Here is a 20886-nt window from a genome sequence, read left to right on the forward strand (position 1 = left end):
ACTTTGCTTGCCAGTATTTGAAAGAACGTCTGCGTTGTTGCGGGTGCAAAACTACACCGTTTATTGAGTTATTCAAGCTTTTTCAACGCTTTTTTTTGACGTTTTCTTAACTTAAACTTTAAATCGCTGAAACAGTGAATTTTGAAAGTAACAGTTTTTTAAACAAAACAACAACACAACTGCCGATAAACGCCATTTCAATCCAAAATCGCCGATTTCAGTGCGATTGTACGGCTGTCAACTTCCCTCCTTTATTGACTAAAGCCTTCGAAATTCAATCTTTGTTGATGTTATAACTACTCTTCAATGCGCCCTGATCCTTCAAAACAGCCTGCCTTGACAGTATTTGAACAAAAGAAATTCGTCTGGACCAATAAAATGGTTTTACACTGTACATTATATAGTAACAAGCATCGCTTTTCTTGTCTATCCTATATATAAGGTAAGATCATATACGTCAAAACAACAAAAAGCTCTGGTTTACCGAAATCCGCGTTAGGGATAGCAGCGGAAAGCCCACAGCCCCGCCTTTTTTTGGCGGGACGAGGACTTGTAGTGAATAGCCCGACTCATTATATAAAGAAAGGCGGTTATCTTTTTTTGATAATCGCCTTTCTTTATATAATGAGGAACGCCCAAAATAACATTCTAATCGAAACGAATTGCTTTGATTGGGGAAATTTTGTCTAATATTCCCATCTACGAGTTTTATTCAACTCTTCTTGTTCTTTTATAATTTCAGCTGGTATTACTTTAAGGAAAGAACAATGTTGTTCAATGGCATATTCTACTTTTTCCACAATTTCTTCGATAGAGTCGTTATCATAGTCAATTTTCAAAGGCTCTTTGATAATGAAGGATTGAAGAATGCCTTTCTTTTTCATGCGAAATCCTTTTTTATCAAAGGAACGACGAAAACCATCGATCACTATAGGAACTACAATAGGACGATGTTGTTTAATGATATGGGCAGTTCCCTTGCGAACGGGCTTAAAAGATTTAGTAGTTCCTTGTGGAAATGTTATTACCCAACCATCTTTTAGGGCAATTTTTATATTTTCAGTATCGTCAGGGTTAATATTTTTTTTCTCTAAAACATCGACACCTTTTGCTCTCCAAGTTCTCTCCACTGTAATCGCGCCTGCATACGCCATGATTCGTGGTAATAATCCAGCCTGCATAGTTTCTTTGGCTGCAACATAATAGATATTCATTTTAGGTTGCCAGAGATAGCATACATTTTTAATCGTATCGTCCCTTCCGCTGAGACTTGCATTAAAAACATGAAACATAGCAACTACATCGGCAAAATAAGTTTGGTGATTGGATATAAAAAGAACATTGGTATCCGGTAAATTCCTTATAATTTCAGAACCTTCAATTTGGAGTTCGTTAAACCCTCGATATCTTCTATGTGTAATGGCTCCGAAAATCCGAATTAACCATTTCTTTATAAATAGTATGTGACCAAAAGGATTTCTCTTAAACAATCCCATAAAATTATGTGTTTTGATATTGAATTAGCAAACTTACGAAATTAATATTTGATTTTATTTACAATACAACAGCCGGAATTGCACATCAATTAGAAGGCTCCAAAACTCCCTTCAAGACCTCTTTCAATTCACTCAACATCATTGCTGTTGCACCCCATACGATGTGATTATCAATTTTGAAAGCTGGAATGCTAATATTATCCGCGTAAGAAGTAGACAATTTAGTGTCCACCACAATTGCATCACTTAAAAAAACAGATAACGGTAACTCAATAATATCCGATACCTCTGAAGGTTCTGGGATAAAAACAAGTTCTTCTTTACTTATTCCTAAAAAAGGATATACCATAAAATTGCTGGGCGGAATATATAATTCAGTGAAGGATTTCAAAACTTCAATTTTCTCAGGATGAATCCCCACTTCCTCATGTGTTTCGCGCAAGGCTGTAAAGGCGAAATCATCATCGTCGAGTTCGTATTTACCACCTGGAAAAGCAATTTGGGCTGAATGAACACCTTTATAGGAATTGCGCACAATCAAAACTAAATGTGTGTTTTCATTTTTAGGATAAAAAAGCATCATAACAGCAGCAATCCTTGGATCTTTATTACTAAAGTCGGTCTTTTTTAAACTTTCCACACGCTCTAATGGCGCCATTTTAATATGTGCCTCAAAGGCAGGAAGCTTGGCATCAATTAATTTGGGAACAAATTGTAAAAATTCTTGAAAATCCATAATCAAAGTCTATTTTTGCACACTGAAATTTAATATAAATATAGTCTAGAAAATACGGTTGCACAAATTTTCTACTACCAAAACACATTCGTAATGTACAGCAAAGAAGAAACCCAAAGATTAAAGCGTGAATTCTGGATTGCATTTGCAGAAAAATATCCACGCAAATGGTTACTGTACGATACTAAGATTAAAGATTTCTCCTTTAAATTTTATGTAGACAATAAGAAAGCTCAGGTTTTAATAGATATTGAACACCGCAGTTCTGAAAAACGAATTGCTTATTTTGAAAAAATCGAAGCATTAAAGAATATTCTGGAAGATGAATTTGTCAAAGACTTAGTTTTTGAAAAAGAATATACACTGGAAAACGGTAAAACTATCAGCCGAATTTGGATTGAAAAATTAGGAGTTGGAGTAAGTAACAGAAAATATTGGGATGAAATTTTTGATTTTTACAATGAAAAAATGAATGCTTTGGAATTATTCTATTCGGAATACGATGATTTCATTAAGGATATCGAAACCCTTTAAATGTAAAAAATACAAAAAGAATAACTTGACCTTAATTACATATTGAAAATATTGTAAACTATTATCCGATTATCATAATTGATATAGAGCTGTTTCCTGTTTTCTTGTTTCTTTCTGGTAATTATAGACACCGTACAATCGACTCCTTCATTGTCTTTACAAGTAAATGAATATACAATATCAGTATCGTTTTCTTCTGTAGGTTGATATTCTATAATTTCAAATAATTGAATGATTTGAGAATATACAACAATTCTATTCTTGCTCGTATCAAGCGTAACTAAGATATTGACCAAATTCAAATCAGACCATTTACCCCACTTTCCCTTTTCGTTTTTTTCTAAAACACTGAAGCCTGAAGTTTTAAACTTATAATTCTGGCTATAAGAATGCTGAAACCCCAAGATTAAAAAAAGTAGAATTATATATTTTTTTGTCTTTATCATTGTTTAAAAATGAACGTTTACTACTTCTTGTTTTGCTGTTTCAAAATCTGCAATCATTTCCTGAACGATAGCTGCAGCTGGCTTTATTTCGTGAATAATACCAGCTATTTGACCAATTTCTAATTCTCCTTCAATTAAATCCCCTTCAAACATGCCTCTTTTTGCTCTTGCTCTTCCTAATAACGTAACTAGTTCTTCTTTTGTTGGACAGCTTTCATATAAATGTTGAACATCTTGATAAAACTTATTTTTAATCAAACGAACTGGTGCAAGTTCTTTTAAAGTTAGTTGCGTATCTCCTTCCTTAACATTTATGATTGTTTCCTTGAAATTCTCATGAGCCGAAGATTCTACAGATGCGGCAAATCTACTTCCAACCTGAACGCCATCTGCACCCAGAACCATTACCGCTAACATTCCTCGACCAGTGGCAATACCTCCGGCGGCAATCAACGGAATCTTGATTTTTTCTTTTACCATAGGAATCAGCGTTAGCGTAGTTGTTTCTTCACGTCCATTGTGACCTCCAGCTTCAAATCCTTCAGCAACAATTGCATCAACACCTGCATCTTGCGCTTTTAATGCAAACACCGAACTACTGATTACATGCACAACAGTTATGCCATTCTGTTTTAGATATGAAGTCCATGTTTTTGGGTTACCTGCCGATGTGAAAACAATTTTCACTCCTTCATCTACAATTATTTTCATAATTTCTTCAATGTTGGGATACAACATTGGAACATTAACCCCAAAAGGTTTTGAAGTAGCTTGTTTACATTTCTGAATATGTTCCCGCAAAACTTCAGGATACATGGAACCGGCACCTATTAATCCTAAACCACCAGCGTTACTGACAGCACTTGCTAATTTATAACCGCTATTCCAAATCATTCCACCTTGAATAATTGGATATTTAATTTTGAAAAGTTCCGTGATTTTGTTCATGATGAAGTGATGCTATTATTCTTTTATTATTTTTCCAGTTTTAGAAAAACCAATGGATTCCATTTTATAAAAATACATTCCTTTATCCAAAGTCTTCAATGAAACGATTGAAGATTGAGGTGTTACTTTTTGTTCTAGAATTTTCTGTCCTAAAATAGTATAGATAAAAACGGTTCCCATTTCAAATTTTTCCGGTAATGAGAAGGTTACAAAATCACTTGCAGGATTGGGATAAATTATGAAATCATCTTTCGAAAAAGAAGCTACATCCAATTGATTGCTTAGCGCCAAATTAAAATCAGGAATTCCATATCCGTATTGGTTATTTGGAATAGAAAATTTATCAGATGATTGCAGGATTAAATTTCTAATTTCCTGATTTGTTTTCTGAGGAAAAGCCTGCCACAAACAAGCAACCATTCCTGCCATGATTGGACCTGAAAAAGAAGTTCCGTTTGCCGTTATAATATTTCCTGCCGCATCAGAAACTATTGCCGCTTGTCCTTGAGCCATTACTTCCGGTTTTATACGACCGTCAAATGATGGACCTACTGAACTAAAAGAAGATTTTGTTTCAGATGAATTTACAGCACCTACAGCGAGTACCGAAACGGCATCTGCCGGAACTGCAATATATGGATCAGATGTTCCACCGGAATTACCAGCCGAAGTCACTAAAATCATTCCTCGGCTAAATGCAATTTCAGCCCCACGAGACATAAATGCTGTCGCACCATTCATTTCACTATAAGTATGGTTGTATGCCTCATTATCAAAATCAAAATAACCTAAAGATGTATTGATAATATCGACCCCTAAGCTATCTGCTTTTTCTGCGGCTTCAACCCAAAGTGACTCTTCAATAGGATTTTCTGAAGTATCATCTTCCGTTATAAATAAATAATATGAGGCGTCAGGCGCTGTTCCCACTAACGAATTTTCTTTATAACCTCCCATTGCGGAAAGAACGGAGGTTCCGTGTGAAACTCCTCCATAAAATTCTGCATCTCTCAAAACATAATTGTATCCGCCTAAAATTTGTTTTTTTTCTCTCAATCGTTCAAAAGGTTGCGTAGTATTCACTCCGGGAAAACCGGCATCCATAACGGCAATAATTTTTCCCGAACCGGTATAATTCTGCTCATGCAAAACCTGACCATTAAGCATTTGGATTTGATTTGAAGAAGATCCGTAGGCGTAATCAATTTTAGTTTTCTTAGACTTATTCGATTTTCTAACTTTAGTAGATTTGGCTATTTTACCCGTTTGATTTAATGATTTATCAGCAAAATCGAGTTTGCTGACAAAAGAAAACAGTGCTAAAGAATTAATAGCTGCTTGTTCTCCTCGAACATGAATCGCATTCATCCATTTGGATTTTGCCATGACAGTAATTCCCGACGCTAATTTTATTTGATCAATATACGTTTCCTCTACAGGAATGTCTTTAAAATCTAAAGCAATATTTTGATTAGTTCTTCTGTCCAATGCTCTTTGAGAAAGCATCTCCAATGGTGAGTCGAAAAAAAACTGAGAATTAGGTTTCGCATTGAAATATATCCAAGCATCTTGTTGCGAAAAACCAACAGTAGTAATGAATAGAAAAAGGAATAAATAGAATTTTCTCATAGGTAACTTTATTTGTTAAACTATAAAGATTCTTACTGCCAATGGGATTGAATCATACTTATAGCTTTGGGTAATTAAATTTTATTTAGACCAAAAATTTTTCTTAAATCATACTAAACTAAGAAATAACTCCTGAACCAACTAATTCATCTCCTATATACCAAGCGGCAAATTGCCCTTCGGTAATTGCAGACTGCGGCTCATTAAAGAATACGTACATTTCGTTTTCAAACTGGTATAGAGTGGCACTTTGCAAGGGTTGTCTGTAGCGAATTCTTGCCATTACTTCCATCGTTTGTCCATTGGCCAAAGCCAAATCTTTACGAATCCAATGTACTTCTTCTTTTTCAATACGCAATGCTTTCTTGAATAATCCCGGATGCTGACTGGTCAATCCAGTGTATATTGTATTCGTTTCCACATTAGTCGCTATAATAAATAACGGATTTGTTGTTCCCCCTACGTTCAATCCTTTTCGTTGTCCAGTAGTAAAATAATGCGCCCCTTGATGCTTCCCGACAACTTTTCCCATTTGTGGCGTGTACGGAATTTTTCTTGCTGCTTCTTTTAAGTTTTCTTCAATGCTTAAATCAACTTGGTTTTCAGAATTGTATACAGAATCGTTTTTATCAATTTGGATTATGATTCCGTCTTTCGGTTGCAATTTTTGTTGTAAAAATTCAGGCAAGCGTACTTTTCCAATAAAACACAAGCCTTGCGAATCTTTCTTTTCAGCTGTAATCAAATCCATCTGAGCGGCAATTTCACGCACTTCAGGTTTTGTTAATTCTCCAATAGGAAACAACGATTTAGATAATTGTTCTTGAGACAATTGACAAAGGAAATAAGACTGATCCTTATTCGTATCGGCACCGGCTTTCAATTGATAGACGGTTTCGCCATTTACTTCGATTTCACTTTTTTGGCAATAATGTCCGGTTGCCACATAATCAGCACCCAGACTTACGGCGATTTTCATGAAAACATCAAATTTTATTTCACGATTGCACAATACATCAGGATTTGGAGTACGCCCTTTTTCATATTCATTGAACATGTAGTCGACGATTTTTTCCTGGTATTCTTCACTTAAATCAACCGTTTGAAAAGGTATCCCTAATTTTTCTGCTACCAATAAAGCATCATTACTGTCCTCAAGCCATGGACATTCGTTAGAAATGGTAACGGAATCATCGTGCCAATTCTTCATAAAAAGTCCTATAACTTCGTACCCTTGCTGTTGCAACAAATACGCTGCTACGCTTGAATCTACACCTCCTGAAAGTCCTACAACAACACGCTTCATCTGCAAAAAAATTTTATTTTATAAGGGTGCAAAGTTACAAAAGATTTGTAACAGTATTTGTTAACGATACCGTTAATTGTTTTTGCCTTTTGTAGCGTTTTCCGGAAAGCTCATATTCATTTCTTTGACTACTTTTCCTTTTTCAAAAAACTGCCAAATCCCTGATTTTTTTCCATTTAAAAATTGCCCTTTAGAAACCACATTCCCATTAGAATCTCTAAAGATTGCTAAACCATTATACAAATCATTCTTGTAAGCTGACTCTTCTAGTACGATTCCATTCTCCGTATATTTTTTATAAAAGCCATTTTTCAAATTATTTTTATAATTAATTTCTTCGGCAATTTTACCGTTCAGATAATATACGGTCCGCAATCCTTCCAACTTTCCTTTACTATAATTTTCCGTTGTCATAATATTTTTGGAAGCCAAATGGTAATATTTCCATTGCCCTTCAAATAACTTATTAACTACTTTGCCTTCGCTGACTTTATTGCTTTTTTGATCATAAAAAATGGTATACGCTGAATTGTCCTTTGCATTAAATTCTCTCGTGGCAATTATCGATTTAGCTTTGGTATCATCGTAAAAGTTAAAAATTCCTATTTCCTTACCATGCTCAAAAGTTCCTTCATATCTGGGTCTTTTTGATTCCTCAAAAAAACCTTTCCAAATCCCATGCTTTTTTCCTTTTGTGTCTAATTTATTAAAATCGGTTTGCGATACTACATTTTGGCTGAAAAGCACAAAAGTCAAAAACGTAAAAAAACTAATCTGATATTTTTTCATTGTTACTTTGTATAAAGGCATTACTATAAAACTGATAATGTACACTTTTATTTTAGCAAATTTACGAAATTAATACAGTTGGTAATTTGTCATTTATTTCCAAAAATTTCAAAATACAAAACATTTTAAAATTCTAATTATTGCGAAAAGACTAGTGCTTACTTCAGCAAACCATAACTTTAAAAACAATTTTACAAAATGTTGAAGCTCAATTGATTTTATTTGACTGAAAAAATCAATATTAACACCAAAAAAATCTATATATAACTCATAAATAGGTATTTGAAATATTTAAGATACAAATTAAACAAACCTAAAAAAAATAATAAATTTTCACATTGTTTATTATTTTTATGAAATTATTAAACAAAATAGAAAATCAATTTATTACTTTAGACTAAACAAATAAATACAAACACTATGAAAAATGTATCTAAAATTAGGAATTTAGCAATGATTGCGTTGTTTGCAATCTTTACAGTATCGTGTGATGACGACGATAACAATGTAGTCGTTGACAACACCATTACAGGAAAAGCAACTGCCACTGCTAACTTAAGTATCTTGGTTCAGGCACTTGTCAAAGCTGATTTAGCAACTACTTTAAAAGGAGCTGGTCCATACACTGTTTTTGCTCCAACGAATGACGCTTTCACCGCTTTCCTTGCCACAACGCCTTATGCTACAATAAATGATGTTCCGAAAGAGGCTTTGACACAAATTTTATTAAATCATGTTGTTACAGGCGCAGTGAAGTCTACTGATTTGACCACTGGATACATCAAAACTTTGGCAAAAGGTACTGCATCAACGAGTAATACCTTGAGTATGTATGTCAACACAGCTGCCGGCGTAAAGCTTAATGGTGTTGCCACAGTTACAACTGCTGATATCATGGCTTCTAATGGAGTAGTACACATCGTTGACAAAGTTATTGATCTTCCAACAATTGTAACTCATGCTGCGGCAAATGCCAATTTTAGTACTTTAGTTAGTGTACTGAATCGTTCGGGTCAACCCAATTTTATAACTGCATTATCTGCAATAGGTCCGTTTACTGTTTTTGCCCCTACAAATACTGCGTTTACTGCATTGAATACTGAATTAGCTCCGGGAGGAATTGCAGGAGTTTCAGCAGCAAACTTGACTAAAGTTTTACAATACCATGTGGTAAGCCCTGCTAATGTTTTGGCTGCTAGTTTAACCGAAGGACAAGTTGTAACTCCAATTTTGACACCAGCACAAACCTTTACAATTCAACTCACAGGTGGCGCGAAAATTAAAGATGCTAACAACAGGATTTCAAATATTATCATAACTGATGTACAATGTTCCAATGGTGTAATTCATGCCATTGATAAAGTATTATTGCCGATTCTGTAATTTTTAAAACAAAAAAAAGCTCTCAAAATTGAGAGCTTTTTTTATGAATTATTTTTTCTTCTGTTGTGCTTTTTGAGCTTCGGCTTGTTCCATCACTTCTTGTAGTTTTTTCTGGAATTTACCTTGTTTCTTTGGCTCTTTTAATTTGTTCTCTTGAATTTGAGCATGAATTTTGTCACTATCAATAAAGTATCTTTTGATGACAATCATAATTCCGATAGTAATTAGATTCGAAATAAAGTTATACAAACTCAATCCCGCACCATAACTATTAAAGAAGAACAACATCATTATTGGCGACACATAGATCATGATTTTCATCATCTTGGCCATATCCGGCATTCCTTCTTGTTGTGGAGCAGCCATTTGCTGGTCTCCAGAAGTCATTTTCATATAAAAGAAAATTGCAATCGAAGCTAATACTGGAAACAAACTGATGTGATTTCCGTAAAAAGGAATATAGAAAGGCAAACGGATAATTTCATCAAAAGAAGATAAATCATCTGCCCAAAGGAAACTTTTTTGTCTCAACTCAAAAGCCGATGGGAAAAACTGAAACGAAGCGTACATAAAAGGAAGCTGAATCAAAGCCGGAATACAACCTGCCATAGGATTCACGCCCGCTTTGTTGTACAACTTCATGGTTTCCTGTTGCTTTTTCATTGGGTCTTTTTTGAATTTTTCACCCAATTCTGTAATTTCAGGACGCAATACTTTCATCTTGGCTTGTGACAAGAAAGATTTGAAAGTGATTGGCGACATTGCAATTTTTATCAGAATCGTAAAAATGATAATTGCAATTCCGTAAGCAATGTAAGAACTTAAAAATCCGAATAACGGTATAAAAATAAACTTGTTAATCCATCCGAAAATCCCCCAACCCAATGAGATAATTTTTTCAAGATTCAAATCGTATGATTTTAAAGTTTTATAATCCGTTGGACCAAAATACCAACTCATTTTGTGATCTAATTCCCCATTGGTAAACGCCAAAGGAATATTAGCTTTAAATTGTTTGGTATACGTAGTATCAATTTTATCATCTATAACTAAATTATCAGACTTCACTTTTGCTGTTGCCAAAGGCGTTTTTGATAAAAGAATTGTAGAGAAAAAGTGCTGTTTGAAAGCGATGAAAGTTGCTTTTTCAAGATCTGACTCTTCTGTTTGACCTAAACCGGCATAATCAATTTTCCCTTCTTCATGTTCGAAATAGATTTCGGTGTAACGGTTTTCATAAGAAACACTTTTCTCATTTCTGTATGTTTTCAAATTCCATTCTAAATCCAATGGTTTTGCCGTATTCAAAACTTTATTCAACCCTTGAGAACGAATATCAAAACCAATCATATAATCGTTTGGCTTCAAAATATATTTATATTCCAAGAATTCATTGGCTCCCGCTTTCAATTTCATAGACAATATCTGATCAGCTCCAACTTTCGTTAAAGTAGGTTCAAAATATAAATCTTTAGAGTTTAAAGTACGGTTATCACTAGTTAGTAATTGTACATTTAAATTGGCATTATTGTCTTTTACCAATTGAACTAATTTTCCGGAACCTTTCTTGAACTTTTCGAATTGTTTCAAAGTAGCTTCAACAATATAACCTCCTTTATTGGCAATTGTAAGCTTCACCAAATCATTTTCGATAGTGGTAACACCAGCTTTCGCAGAAGGAAGTGTCGCAGAATACGCAAAATTCCCTAGCGTCTTTTGCAATTGCGCCAGTTGAGTAGAATCTCCTGTAGTTGCCACTGCAACCGTTGCTTTTGCCACAGTTTTAGCTTCTAACTCTTTTGCTTTAGCTTCTCTAATCAACAATTCTTTTTGTGCTTTTTCAGCTGCAACCACTTTCGGGTCCGGTTGATTTTGGTACATGATAAAAACCAAAATACCAAAAATTAATGCAAAACCGATAATCGAATTGAGGTCAAATTTCTTTTGTTCCATTGTAATTAAAAAAAGTTTAAAATTTAAAGTTTAAAGTTCAGCTCCGCAGAATTATATTATTTCTTCTTCGCCAGAACAGCTGCTGCCACAAAATTCACAAAAATAGGATGTGGATTCGCAACCGTACTTTTATATTCCGGATGGTATTGTACTCCAATAAAAAATGGATGATTTTCTATTTCTACAATCTCCACCAATCCGGTATCAGGATTCACTCCTGAAGCAATCAATCCTGCATTTTGCAATTGCGCCACATAATTGCTATTGTACTCATAACGATGACGGTGACGTTCTGAAATCGTTTCTTTTCCGTATATTTTGTAGGCCAATGAATCTTTTTTGATGTCGCATTTCCATGCACCAAGACGCATTGTCCCTCCTTTATCAGTAACTGTTTTTTGCTCTTCCATAAGGTTTACCACCGGATGAGCCGTGTGTTCATTCATTTCGGTTGAATTGGCATCAGTATAACCCAGAACATTTCTTGAATATTCAATGATTGCCATTTGCATTCCCAAACAAATCCCAAAAAATGGCATTTTATTTTCACGCGCATATTGAACTGCTGCAATTTTGCCTTCAATTCCTCTTTCCCCAAAACCTGGCGCAACCAGAATTGCGTCTAAACCAGAAAATTTCTCGCTTATATTACTGGCATCAATATGTTCAGAATGAATGGAAACCACATTTACTTTAGTTTCATTAGCAGCACCTGCATGAATGAAAGCTTCCAAAATAGATTTGTAACAATCCTGCATTTCAACATATTTTCCAACCAAACCAATATTCACGGTATGCTTCGGATTTTTTAATCGGCGTAAAAAAGTATTCCAGTTTTTTAAATCCGGAGCTGCTTTTTTAGGCAAATCTAATTTTTTTAACGCAACGACATCAAGTCCCTCTTCCAACATTAAATTAGGCACTTCATAAATAGTAGAAGCATCAATCGACTGGATAACCGCTTCTCTTTTTACATTACAAAACAAAGCCAGTTTATTACGTAATTCTTCGGAAATTTCGTGTTCTGTTCTGCACACTAAAATATCCGCTTTGATTCCGCTTTCCATCAATGTTTTCACGGAGTGCTGCGTCGGTTTTGTTTTCAATTCTCCGGCTGCAGCCAAATAAGGAACCAACGTAAGGTGAATCACAATTCCGTTGTGTTCTCCTAATTCCCAAACTAGCTGACGAACAGATTCGATGTAAGGCAAAGATTCAATATCTCCTACCGTTCCTCCAATTTCTGTAATAACAATATCATAGTCACCGGAATTTCCAAGCAACTGCATTCTTTCTTTGATTTCATTGGTAATATGAGGAACTACTTGAACTGTTTTTCCTAAAAATTCCCCTCTTCTTTCTTTTTCAATAACCGAAAGATAAATTCTTCCAGTGGTCACATTATTCGCCTGAGAAGTTGGAACATTCAAGAAACGCTCGTAATGCCCTAAATCCAAATCCGTTTCTGCACCATCATCCGTTACGTAACATTCCCCGTGTTCATAAGGGTTTAATGTCCCTGGATCTACATTAATGTACGGGTCAAACTTTTGGATGGTTGTACGGTATCCTCTTGCTTGTAACAATTTTGCCAAAGATGCAGCAATGATTCCTTTCCCTAAAGAAGAAGTCACACCGCCAGTAACAAAAATATATTTCGTTTGATTCATTCTGTTGTTGTTTGTGTTGTAGTTGTGTAAAAAACGTGGCAAAAGTACAAATTTAATTGGACTATTAGAATATTAGCCTGTTAGATTTTCAGACTCTTTTTTGGTTAAAAAAAAAGTAAAATTCAATTCTCTAAAAATCTATGGAGTCTACTAAATGCTATCTTATGGTTTTGGATAGCGCTTTTTTATATTCCGAATTAACTCCTCCAGACCGTTAAGTTTCAATTCGTAAATTAATTTCAGCTGTTCACCTAATTCTCCTTTAGGAAACCCTTTATTGCTGTACCAAACAATGTAATATTCTGGGATATCAATAAGAAACCATCCTTCATACTTACCAAAAGGCATTTTAGTATGGGCTAGCTTAATGAGTTGTTTTTGGTTTTGATCCATTTTTTATAAAAAAGAAGCAAGAGATAAGAAGCAAGAACTATTACTATTTCTTGTTTCTTATCTCTTGCTTCTCAAATCGTTTTATTTCCAGTTAAAAATTATTCGTTTCTCGATTTCAGGATGCAAGCTTAAGAAAACGGGACAAGTCATCGCCACTCTTTCCAGAATAGTTCTGTTTTTTTCCTCAGCCGTTCCGTACATTTCAAAAGCAATTTCTATCGCACCGATACGTCTAGGTTCTGCATTCATAATTTTAATTACTTCTGCTGTAGAACCTGTTAAATCAACTTCCATTTCTCGTGCCTTGATACCCATTATAGTCATCATGCAGGTTGCTAATGCGTTTGCAACAGTATCTGTTGGAGAAAAAGCCTCACCTTTCCCGTTATTGTCCACCGGAGCGTCCGAAAGGATTTCAGTTCCCGATTGCAAATGAATCGAAGAGGTTCTCAAATCCCCTAAATAAGTCACTATTGATGTCATTAATTCGCTTCTTTTATGGTTAAATCCGTGTCGTAATATAAAATATAGATTCCTTTATTGGTATAACCAACGTCCTCTTTTTTATAAAATTCGAATTTGTTATCAATTTGTTCCGTTGCCGAAGCATCAATTGTTTCCTGATATTTTTTATCCTGTGACAAACGCAACATCGTATCAAAAGTTAAATCAAATCCACGAGTGGCAAAAACACTAGGATAAATTTTGTTTTTCTTTCTAAATTCCTTTTCGAAAATTAAAGCTTCAGGTGATTCATTTTCACGGATAACTGACGGATACATCAACTTTAACTTAGTCAAATTCACAAAATTAATCTCATCTGTATCCAATGTTTCATTCGGTTCCAAAATCACCAATTGTACTTTATACGCAGACATAACACTTAACATTGCCGCTATTGTCGATTTTATCATTCCCGTATTTCCCGTTTCCATTACGACATAGTTTATCTTGTCTTTGATAAATAAACTTTTCAAATTTTCAGCAGAAACTCCACCGTTTGCGGTAAGCGCAGAAAATCGAACATCTTTATGATTCTCTTTGATAAACTGAATAACCGAACCTTTTTTCTTATCGACAACCGCTACCATATTGCCGCCTTTAGAACGCATGTAATCGAACATGGCATTTTTGACTGCTTCAGGAGCTGGAATCGATTGAAAAATATTAGCGTAGGAAACTCCTAAATCTTTTGACAAAGGCGAAATTACAGGAACTTGATTTGGCAACAATAATTCGGCCGCCTTTTCAACATTGCTTTGGTAGAAAGGTCCAATGATCACATCGGAATCTTCCAAATCATTATTTTTTATAATAGAAACAACATTAGAAGTGTTTTTGGTTTCCTGCGAATCGAAGATTTTTACATCAATATTAAGTCCTAATGTTTTAGCAGAATCAATCGCAATTAATGCTCCAGCATAAAAATCCAACGTCATATTCAAGAATTTATCTTTTTTGAGACGCATTGCAGTCGAATTGACTGTATCGCCTTCAATTTTAGATATATTAAACGGCAACAGCAGTACCAGCTTTTTTCTGTCATTACTTCGGTTGTAGTTTGACAATTCTGTATATTCCTTTTTAGCTTCCGGAGAAAATGCAATTGTAGCAGGAAATTTTAAAACCATCCCTTCAATAACGCCTTGAGCTAATTCAGGATTCAGCGCTATTAATTCCTCCTGACTCATACCTGCCATTTTAGACAAACTATATAAAGTCTCTTTGGGCTTTACAATATAATTTAAGTAATTTAACGTAGGAGTTGTTTTTACTGGATTTGTAGTTACAATCTCTTTTTTTGATTCAGTAACAGGAACAGTTTTCTCTGGTTTTACTACCGAAGTTTTGGAATTTCCTTTAATCAATAACTTAAATCCTTCAGGTAAATTAGTGACTACTTCAGGATTTTTGCGTTCTAATTCATCAATCGTAATTCCGTATTGCTTTGCTATAGAATATTTAGTCTCTTTTGGAAGCACATAATGATACACCACTTTTTCAGTGATTGGAGTATTATTTTTCAAAATAACATTCGAAGGAATTGTAAGCGTCTGTCCAATTTGCAAGCCTTCTTTTTCAAGAAAAGGATTCGCTTGTTTTAATGCTTCATCTGTGACACCATATTTTTTCTCAATTCCATACAAAGTCTCTTTTGGCATTACCTGATGCGTTACAATAGCGCTTCCTTTTTTAGGCTGAATAACAGCTGCATTTTTCGTGGATTGATTTGGAATCAACAATACACTATTCGGCTTTAAACCACTTTGCGCATCTGGATTCAATTGGTAAATATCAAAGGGAGTAACCTTGTATTTCTGTGCAATCTGATTGATTGTTTCTCCTTTTTCTACCTTGTGTGTTGTTGTTTTCCCTTGTGAAAAAGCACTGTGACTAAACAACAAAGCAGTCATACAAATCGCAAAAAAATATTTCATCATTTTTATTTATAAATTATTTAAATCTTTAACAAAGCAACGGTATCAAATTTTATTCCAAAAATCTGATACCGTTTATGTGAGGAACATTCCCGCTAAAAAAATGATGTCCTAAGAATATAAAGAACTAAATTATTCCCATTCTATTGTAGCAGGCGGTTTAGAACTGATGTCATACACTACTCTATTGACTCCTTTTACTTTATTGATAATATCATTCGAAATTTTCATCAAGAAATCATACGGCAAATGTACCCAGTCCGCGGTCATACCATCAGTAGATTCTACAGCACGAAGCGCAATCACTTTTTCGTACGTGCGTTCATCACCCATAACTCCTACGCTATTTACAGGAAGCAAAATTGCTCCTGCCTGCCAAACTTTATCATATAATCCCCAAGATTTCAATCCGTCAATAAAAACAGCATCTACATCTTGCAAAATTTGAACTTTTTCCGGTGTGATATCGCCTAAAATTCTAATTGATAACCCTGGCCCTGGAAAAGGATGCCTTCCTAATAACTCTGGATCAATTCCCAGTGAGGCTCCTACTCTACGCACTTCATCTTTGAAAAGCATACGAAGCGGCTCCACGATTTTCAGTTTCATATAATCCGGTAAACCACCTACATTATGGTGCGATTTGATTGTCGCTGAAGGCCCTTTTACAGAAACCGATTCGATAACATCAGGGTATATTGTTCCTTGAGCCAACCATTTTACATCTTCTATAAGGTGTGATTCATCATCGAAAACTTCGATAAATACACGTCCGATAATTTTACGTTTGGTTTCCGGGTCACTTACACCTGCTAATTCAGATAAGAAACGGTCTCCGGAATCCACTCCTTTTACGTTTAAACCCATTCCCTTATATTGGTCTAATACGTTTTGGAACTCGTTTTTACGAAGCAAACCATTGTTTACAAAAATACAGTATAGATTTTTTCCAATAGCTTGATGCAATAAAACTGCCGCCACGGTAGAATCTACTCCGCCAGAAAGTCCTAGAACTACTTTATCATCTTGCAATTTTTCTTTTAATTCAGCCACCATTTCTTCGACAAAGGCATTTGGTGTAAAGTTTTGAGGAACTTCTGCTATTTTAACTAAAAAGTTTTCCAGCATTTTTGATCCATCAGTAGAATGGAAAACCTCAGGATGATATTGAATTGCATAAGTAGTTTCTCCTTCAATTTTGTAAGCAGCAAATTCCACATCATGGGTACTTGCCAGTTTTACGCCATTTGTTGGCAAAGCTTTGATACTGTCACTATGACTCATCCAAACTTGGCTATTTTCAGAAACACCTTCAAAGAAAACTTCGTCTTCTTTTATGTAAGACAAGTTAGCCCTACCATATTCTCTGGTATTTGACGCCGCCACTTCACCACCACTAAAATGGGATAAATATTGCGCACCGTAACAAACAGCCAGCATAGGAAGTTTTCCTCTAATTTGAGATAAATCTGGATGTGGCGCATCTTCTCCTCTAACAGAAAAAGGGCTTCCTCCAAGAATTACTGCTTTATAAGATGATAAATCACTCGGAAAATGATTGTAAGGGAAGATTTCGCAGAATATATTTAATTCGCGAACTCTACGCGCAATAAGCTGTGTGTATTGCGATCCGAAATCTAAAATAAGTACGTTGTGTTGCATGCGCAAAAATACTTTTTATATTTTGAATTGAAAAATTGAATTTTGAAAAATATTTATTTTCTTTTGCTCGCCAAAATAATTCCTGCTGTCTCTTGAAAAGAGAATTAGCCTTCGAGTCCATTTTAGATTTATCCAAAAATTAGCTTTAGAATATAAAAGAGTACATTTGCAAACCTTATAATCTACTAAAAACAGAAAAAATGAAAACAAAGAAATTTATAGCCGTAGCAATTTTTGCCCTTATTGCTATTTCATGCAGTGTAATTGATGATTTATTGACCTTTTCGATAGACAATCAAACGACAGTCACAATTCCATCCGGATTTCCTGCTAATATAGCTTTAGATGTAGTGACTCCAGATATTCCGTCAAATTCCAGTTCTGTATTTGAAAATAACAATACAAATGCCGAATTAGTGAAAGATGTAAAGTTGAAAGAGATGAAATTGACGGTAACAAATCCCGCTAACAAATCATTTTCATTTTTGAAATCAATACATATTTATATTTCAACAAATGACACTGACGAGATTGAACTGGCATTTTTAGATGATATCAACTCCACTTCAAGCACTTTGAATTTGACATGTACCACTGCGAAATTAGATAAATATGTTAAAGCTTCCAGTTTTAAATTAAGAACAAAAGCAGTAACCAAAGAATCAATAACTCAAGATGTTTCCATAAAAGCAGATATAAAATTTCAAGTTACCGCCGATCCTTTTTAGAAACAATAAATCACAATAAAAAACCGTTGAAATGTAAGTTACATTCAACGGTTTTTTTATTCTCTGTAAGGATGTATTTATTCTTTTACCAAGATTATTGTTGCTTTAAAACCAGTTCCAAGATTCCACTGGCTTGCTGATATCAAACTTCCTTTATCATCGTATACTTTAAATTCAGCAGTATTAGGCCCCGAACTTCCTTGATTTAAAGCTTCAAAATCTATCTTGTTGAACCCTTTTTCCAAAACAATTTCAAAACCTTTAAAATTACTGTCTAAGTTCACTTGATATTGAATTACTTTATCATTTAAATATACTCGAATCTGATCCCCGTCTACGTAGGCCGCATCGCGATACATGACTTTAGCGGTAACGGATCCAGTGGAGAAATTTCCTAAATTTTGATTTTTTCTATAAACAATACCCTCCGTATTTTCCTCTTTCTTATTCCACTTGTCTTTATAAACGTCCCCAGGATTGATAAACTCGTTTTTAGGAGTCATAGAGAAATTATTTGCCGGCGTAGTAGGAAGCGACGGACTTGGTTTTGGATTGAAAATTTCCGGGTTTTTAAATACGTTTGGCGTGTTAATAGGCGGAATATCTGCTTTTGGCGGAATTGTTTTTTTTATTTTTGGTGCATTAGCTTTAGGTGGAATCGCTTTAAATTTCGAGCTAAATTCATTCTGGGCATATCCGCTCAAAGACATACTGATGGTAATCATTAAAAATAAAATCCTTTTCATAACTTTCTAAATTAGTTTATCCGTGCTTGTAAAATTTTAAAAATAAAAAACCCATCGTATTTATTCAAGAATCAAGCAGTAATTTAACTTTCATTTATAACTCCCAAATCTGCTTTTTATTACATTTTTGAAATTAAAACTGCTACTATTCGCTTGAAAAAATTGAACTTTTTTAATCCAAAATCGGTGTTTTTATTTCGGTTTTTTTCTAACTTGCAAATATTATGCCATACCAAAATGACTATTTAAACCGAAGAAAACAACACCAAGAAACTACTAAAATGAAAAGAGAAAACATATTGACAGGATCTCCATGGGAAGACAAAATGGGCTATTGCAGAGCAGTGCGAATAGGAAATATCATTGAAGTTTCAGGCACAGTAGCGATAGTTGATGGTGAAAAAGTAAAGGCTGATGACGCGTATGCGCAAACAGTAAATATTTTAGAACGCGTAAAAGTTGTTTTAGAAGACTTAAAAGTAACTATGGAAGATGTCATCCGAACCCGAATTTTTACTACTGATATTTCGACATTTGAAGACGTTGCTTCAGCTCATGCCCTATTTTTTAAGGATATTAAACCTACTACCGGTTTTTATGAAATCAGCAAACTGGTTGCCCCTGAATACTTAGTCGAAATTGAATTCACCGCAATAGCCACCGAAAAACCATTAATTCAAGAAGGTTTATAATACTTTTGCAAAAAAACAATTTGTCCTTTTACTAATGAATTTAGAGAAAACTAAAAAAATATCGTCGCTGCTGCTCAAATGGATTTCTATTTGTATTTTAATAGGATTTTTTTCCGGATCAGCATCTGCTTTTTTTCTGGTTTCCTTAGAAGGGGTTACGCAAATCCGAGAAAATAACAATTGGATTATTTGGCTTTTGCCAATAGGCGGTCTGGCAATAGGATTGGGATATCATTATTGGGGGAAATCGGTGGTCAAAGGGAATAACTTATTGCTGGAAGAATACGAAAATCCGCAAAAAATCATTCCGTTAAAAATGGCTCCTATGGTGCTTTTTGGAACCCTGATCACCCATCTTTTTGGTGGTTCAGCCGGTCGAGAAGGAACTGCCGTACAAATGGGTGGCGCCATTGCAGACCAGTTTACAAAATTATTTCAAATTGATGCATCCGAAAGAAAAACAATACTGATTTTAGGAATCAGCGCCGGATTTGCCTCCATTTTTGGAACACCTTTGGCCGGAGCATTATTCGCCTTGGAAGTTCTTTATTTTAGTAAAATCAATTTCAAAAGTATTTTTCTTTCCTTTCTGGTTGCCTACATCGCTTATTTCACAGTGGAACTTTATCACATAAAACACACCTATTATGCGATTCCATTTCTGGCGGAAAGTAGTTTCACAACCTTATTTTGGGTAATTATCGTAAGTATTTTATTTGGTTTAGCCGCCATGCTTTTTTCCAGAAGTACACATTTTTGGGGATATTTATTTTCAAAAACTATTTCGTTTCCACCACTTCGCCCTTTCGTAGGAGGATGTTTCATAGCACTGGCCGTTTATTTTATTGGAACCACAAAATACATTGGTCTTGGAGTCCCTATGATTGTCGATGCTTTTTCGACACCTAATGCTTCCTATGATTTCCTGCTAAAAATACTATTTACAGGATTTACACTGGGAGCCGGATTTAAAGGAGGTGAAGTCACACCATTATTTTTTGTTGGTGCCACTTTAGGAAGCACTTTATCGCTTATAGTTCCTTTACCGATAGCACTTTTGGCAGGAATGGGATTTGTGGCTGTTTTTTCGGGAGCAACTCATACTCCTATTGCTTGTACGGTTATGGGAATGGAACTTTTCGGAATCGATAGCGGCATTTTTATTGGAATTGCGTGCCTAATCGCTTACTTTTCTTCGGGATCAGTGGGTATTTACAATTCGCAAATTGTAAAAGGAGCAAAATACCATTTGTATCAAAAATTGAAAAGAAAAAATACCGACTTTTTATAACCTTCTAAAAGTTTGTTAATTGTAGAAATGATTTCAACATTACATT

At 34.8% G+C, this 20886-nt stretch carries 19 protein-coding genes; 5 read left to right on the forward strand and 14 right to left on the reverse strand.

Annotated elements, in window-relative coordinates:
- Positions 1–686 precede the first annotated feature (686 nt).
- The gene (locus DR980_RS16045) at positions 687–1496 is read right to left on the reverse strand and encodes a lysophospholipid acyltransferase family protein (protein ID WP_113637968.1); all 810 of its coding nucleotides are present in this window, start codon (positions 1494–1496) and stop codon (positions 687–689) included.
- Positions 1497–1581: 85 nt separating this feature from the next.
- A complete protein-coding gene (locus tag DR980_RS16050; protein WP_113637970.1) occupies positions 1582–2232 on the reverse strand; it encodes an NUDIX hydrolase in 651 nt (216 codons plus the stop codon).
- A 93-nt stretch (positions 2233–2325) separates the two neighbouring features.
- Here DR980_RS16050 and DR980_RS16055 point away from each other — a divergent pair, with 93 nt between their 5' ends.
- Positions 2326–2766, forward strand: a complete 441-nt coding sequence (locus tag DR980_RS16055; RefSeq protein ID WP_113637972.1) for a DUF4268 domain-containing protein — start codon at positions 2326–2328, stop codon at positions 2764–2766.
- Between the two features lie 35 nt (positions 2767–2801).
- On the opposite strand, the gene DR980_RS16060 is transcribed toward DR980_RS16055, so the two are convergent.
- The 5 genes from DR980_RS16060 to DR980_RS16080 form a co-directional block, all read right to left on the reverse strand.
- Positions 2802–3212, reverse strand: a complete 411-nt coding sequence (locus DR980_RS16060; protein ID WP_113637974.1) for a hypothetical protein — start codon at positions 3210–3212, stop codon at positions 2802–2804.
- A gap of 3 nt (positions 3213–3215) precedes the next feature.
- Positions 3216–4160 carry an NAD(P)H-dependent flavin oxidoreductase gene (locus DR980_RS16065; RefSeq protein ID WP_113637976.1) on the reverse strand — a complete coding sequence of 315 codons (945 nt, stop codon included), beginning with the start codon at positions 4158–4160 and terminating at the stop codon, positions 3216–3218.
- A gap of 15 nt (positions 4161–4175) precedes the next feature.
- Positions 4176–5789, reverse strand: a complete 1614-nt coding sequence (locus tag DR980_RS16070) for a S8 family peptidase (protein WP_113637978.1) — start codon at positions 5787–5789, stop codon at positions 4176–4178.
- Between the two features lie 118 nt (positions 5790–5907).
- Entirely contained in the window at positions 5908–7095 is a 1188-nt protein-coding gene (mnmA, locus tag DR980_RS16075; RefSeq protein WP_113637980.1) for a tRNA 2-thiouridine(34) synthase MnmA, read from the reverse strand.
- Positions 7096–7167: 72 nt separating this feature from the next.
- The gene (locus tag DR980_RS16080; protein ID WP_113638011.1) at positions 7168–7884 is read right to left on the reverse strand and encodes a toxin-antitoxin system YwqK family antitoxin; all 717 of its coding nucleotides are present in this window, start codon (positions 7882–7884) and stop codon (positions 7168–7170) included.
- Between the two features lie 420 nt (positions 7885–8304).
- Between DR980_RS16080 and DR980_RS16085 the strand changes: the two genes are divergently transcribed.
- Positions 8305–9267 (forward strand): fasciclin domain-containing protein, encoded by a 963-nt coding sequence (locus DR980_RS16085; protein WP_113637982.1) that lies wholly within the window; start codon positions 8305–8307, stop codon positions 9265–9267.
- A 48-nt stretch (positions 9268–9315) separates the two neighbouring features.
- Here the strand turns inward: DR980_RS16085 and yidC are convergent, their stop codons facing one another.
- The 6 genes from yidC to guaA all read right to left on the reverse strand — a co-directional run bounded on the left by yidC (position 9316) and on the right by guaA (position 17383).
- Positions 9316–11220: a membrane protein insertase YidC gene (gene yidC / locus DR980_RS16090; RefSeq protein WP_113637984.1), complete on the reverse strand. Its 1905-nt coding sequence runs from the start codon at positions 11218–11220 to the stop codon at positions 9316–9318.
- Positions 11221–11276: 56 nt separating this feature from the next.
- Positions 11277–12890: a CTP synthase gene (locus DR980_RS16095; protein ID WP_113637986.1), complete on the reverse strand. Its 1614-nt coding sequence runs from the start codon at positions 12888–12890 to the stop codon at positions 11277–11279.
- A 162-nt stretch (positions 12891–13052) separates the two neighbouring features.
- Positions 13053–13283, reverse strand: a complete 231-nt coding sequence (locus DR980_RS16100; protein WP_091209127.1) for a DUF3820 family protein — start codon at positions 13281–13283, stop codon at positions 13053–13055.
- A gap of 81 nt (positions 13284–13364) precedes the next feature.
- The gene (locus DR980_RS16105; protein ID WP_113637988.1) at positions 13365–13766 is read right to left on the reverse strand and encodes an OsmC family protein; all 402 of its coding nucleotides are present in this window, start codon (positions 13764–13766) and stop codon (positions 13365–13367) included.
- Positions 13766–15724: a PBP1 and LysM peptidoglycan-binding domain-containing protein gene (locus DR980_RS16110; RefSeq protein WP_317047955.1), complete on the reverse strand. Its 1959-nt coding sequence runs from the start codon at positions 15722–15724 to the stop codon at positions 13766–13768. Before DR980_RS16110 ends, DR980_RS16105 begins: the two co-directional genes overlap by 1 nt.
- A 129-nt stretch (positions 15725–15853) precedes the next feature.
- Positions 15854–17383, reverse strand: a complete 1530-nt coding sequence (guaA, locus tag DR980_RS16115) for a glutamine-hydrolyzing GMP synthase (protein ID WP_113637990.1) — start codon at positions 17381–17383, stop codon at positions 15854–15856.
- 200 nt (positions 17384–17583) lie between these two features.
- On the opposite strand from guaA, the gene DR980_RS16120 reads away from it, so the two are divergent.
- Positions 17584–18111, forward strand: coding sequence for a hypothetical protein (locus DR980_RS16120; protein ID WP_113637992.1), 528 nt, complete (start codon positions 17584–17586; stop codon positions 18109–18111).
- 77 nt (positions 18112–18188) lie between these two features.
- Here DR980_RS16120 and DR980_RS16125 read toward each other — a convergent pair whose 3' ends face one another.
- Positions 18189–18857: a hypothetical protein gene (locus DR980_RS16125; protein WP_113637994.1), complete on the reverse strand. Its 669-nt coding sequence runs from the start codon at positions 18855–18857 to the stop codon at positions 18189–18191.
- Between the two features lie 281 nt (positions 18858–19138).
- Between DR980_RS16125 and DR980_RS16130 the strand changes: the two genes are divergently transcribed.
- Together DR980_RS16130 and DR980_RS16135 are read left to right on the forward strand one after the other, a co-directional pair.
- Positions 19139–19549, forward strand: coding sequence for a RidA family protein (locus DR980_RS16130; RefSeq protein WP_113638016.1), 411 nt, complete (start codon positions 19139–19141; stop codon positions 19547–19549).
- A 34-nt stretch (positions 19550–19583) separates the two neighbouring features.
- Positions 19584–20840: a voltage-gated chloride channel family protein gene (locus DR980_RS16135; RefSeq protein WP_113637997.1), complete on the forward strand. Its 1257-nt coding sequence runs from the start codon at positions 19584–19586 to the stop codon at positions 20838–20840.
- The last annotated feature ends 46 nt before the right edge of the window (positions 20841–20886 follow it).

The organism is Flavobacterium psychrolimnae, from assembly GCF_003312425.1.
GTDB lineage: Bacteria > Bacteroidota > Bacteroidia > Flavobacteriales > Flavobacteriaceae > Flavobacterium > Flavobacterium psychrolimnae.

Bases quoted from the DNA above. Each gene is read 5' to 3' on its own strand.
- DR980_RS16045 (WP_113637968.1), bottom strand. From the start codon at position 1,496: ATGGGATTGTTTAAGAGAAATCCTTTTGGTCACATACTATTTATAAAG.
- DR980_RS16050 (WP_113637970.1), bottom strand. From the start codon at position 2,232: ATGGATTTTCAAGAATTTTTACAATTTGTTCCCAAATTAATTGATGCC.
- DR980_RS16055 (WP_113637972.1), top strand. From the start codon at position 2,326: ATGTACAGCAAAGAAGAAACCCAAAGATTAAAGCGTGAATTCTGGATT.
- DR980_RS16060 (WP_113637974.1), bottom strand. From the start codon at position 3,212: ATGATAAAGACAAAAAAATATATAATTCTACTTTTTTTAATCTTGGGG.
- DR980_RS16065 (WP_113637976.1), bottom strand. From the start codon at position 4,160: ATGAACAAAATCACGGAACTTTTCAAAATTAAATATCCAATTATTCAA.
- DR980_RS16070 (WP_113637978.1), bottom strand. From the start codon at position 5,789: ATGAGAAAATTCTATTTATTCCTTTTTCTATTCATTACTACTGTTGGT.
- mnmA (WP_113637980.1), bottom strand. From the start codon at position 7,095: ATGAAGCGTGTTGTTGTAGGACTTTCAGGAGGTGTAGATTCAAGCGTA.
- DR980_RS16080 (WP_113638011.1), bottom strand. From the start codon at position 7,884: ATGAAAAAATATCAGATTAGTTTTTTTACGTTTTTGACTTTTGTGCTT.
- DR980_RS16085 (WP_113637982.1), top strand. From the start codon at position 8,305: ATGAAAAATGTATCTAAAATTAGGAATTTAGCAATGATTGCGTTGTTT.
- yidC (WP_113637984.1), bottom strand. From the start codon at position 11,220: ATGGAACAAAAGAAATTTGACCTCAATTCGATTATCGGTTTTGCATTA.
- DR980_RS16095 (WP_113637986.1), bottom strand. From the start codon at position 12,890: ATGAATCAAACGAAATATATTTTTGTTACTGGCGGTGTGACTTCTTCT.
- DR980_RS16100 (WP_091209127.1), bottom strand. From the start codon at position 13,283: ATGGATCAAAACCAAAAACAACTCATTAAGCTAGCCCATACTAAAATG.
- DR980_RS16105 (WP_113637988.1), bottom strand. From the start codon at position 13,766: ATGACATCAATAGTGACTTATTTAGGGGATTTGAGAACCTCTTCGATT.
- DR980_RS16110 (WP_317047955.1), bottom strand. From the start codon at position 15,724: ATGATGAAATATTTTTTTGCGATTTGTATGACTGCTTTGTTGTTTAGT.
- guaA (WP_113637990.1), bottom strand. From the start codon at position 17,383: ATGCAACACAACGTACTTATTTTAGATTTCGGATCGCAATACACACAG.
- DR980_RS16120 (WP_113637992.1), top strand. From the start codon at position 17,584: ATGAAAACAAAGAAATTTATAGCCGTAGCAATTTTTGCCCTTATTGCT.
- DR980_RS16125 (WP_113637994.1), bottom strand. From the start codon at position 18,857: ATGAAAAGGATTTTATTTTTAATGATTACCATCAGTATGTCTTTGAGC.
- DR980_RS16130 (WP_113638016.1), top strand. From the start codon at position 19,139: ATGAAAAGAGAAAACATATTGACAGGATCTCCATGGGAAGACAAAATG.
- DR980_RS16135 (WP_113637997.1), top strand. From the start codon at position 19,584: ATGAATTTAGAGAAAACTAAAAAAATATCGTCGCTGCTGCTCAAATGG.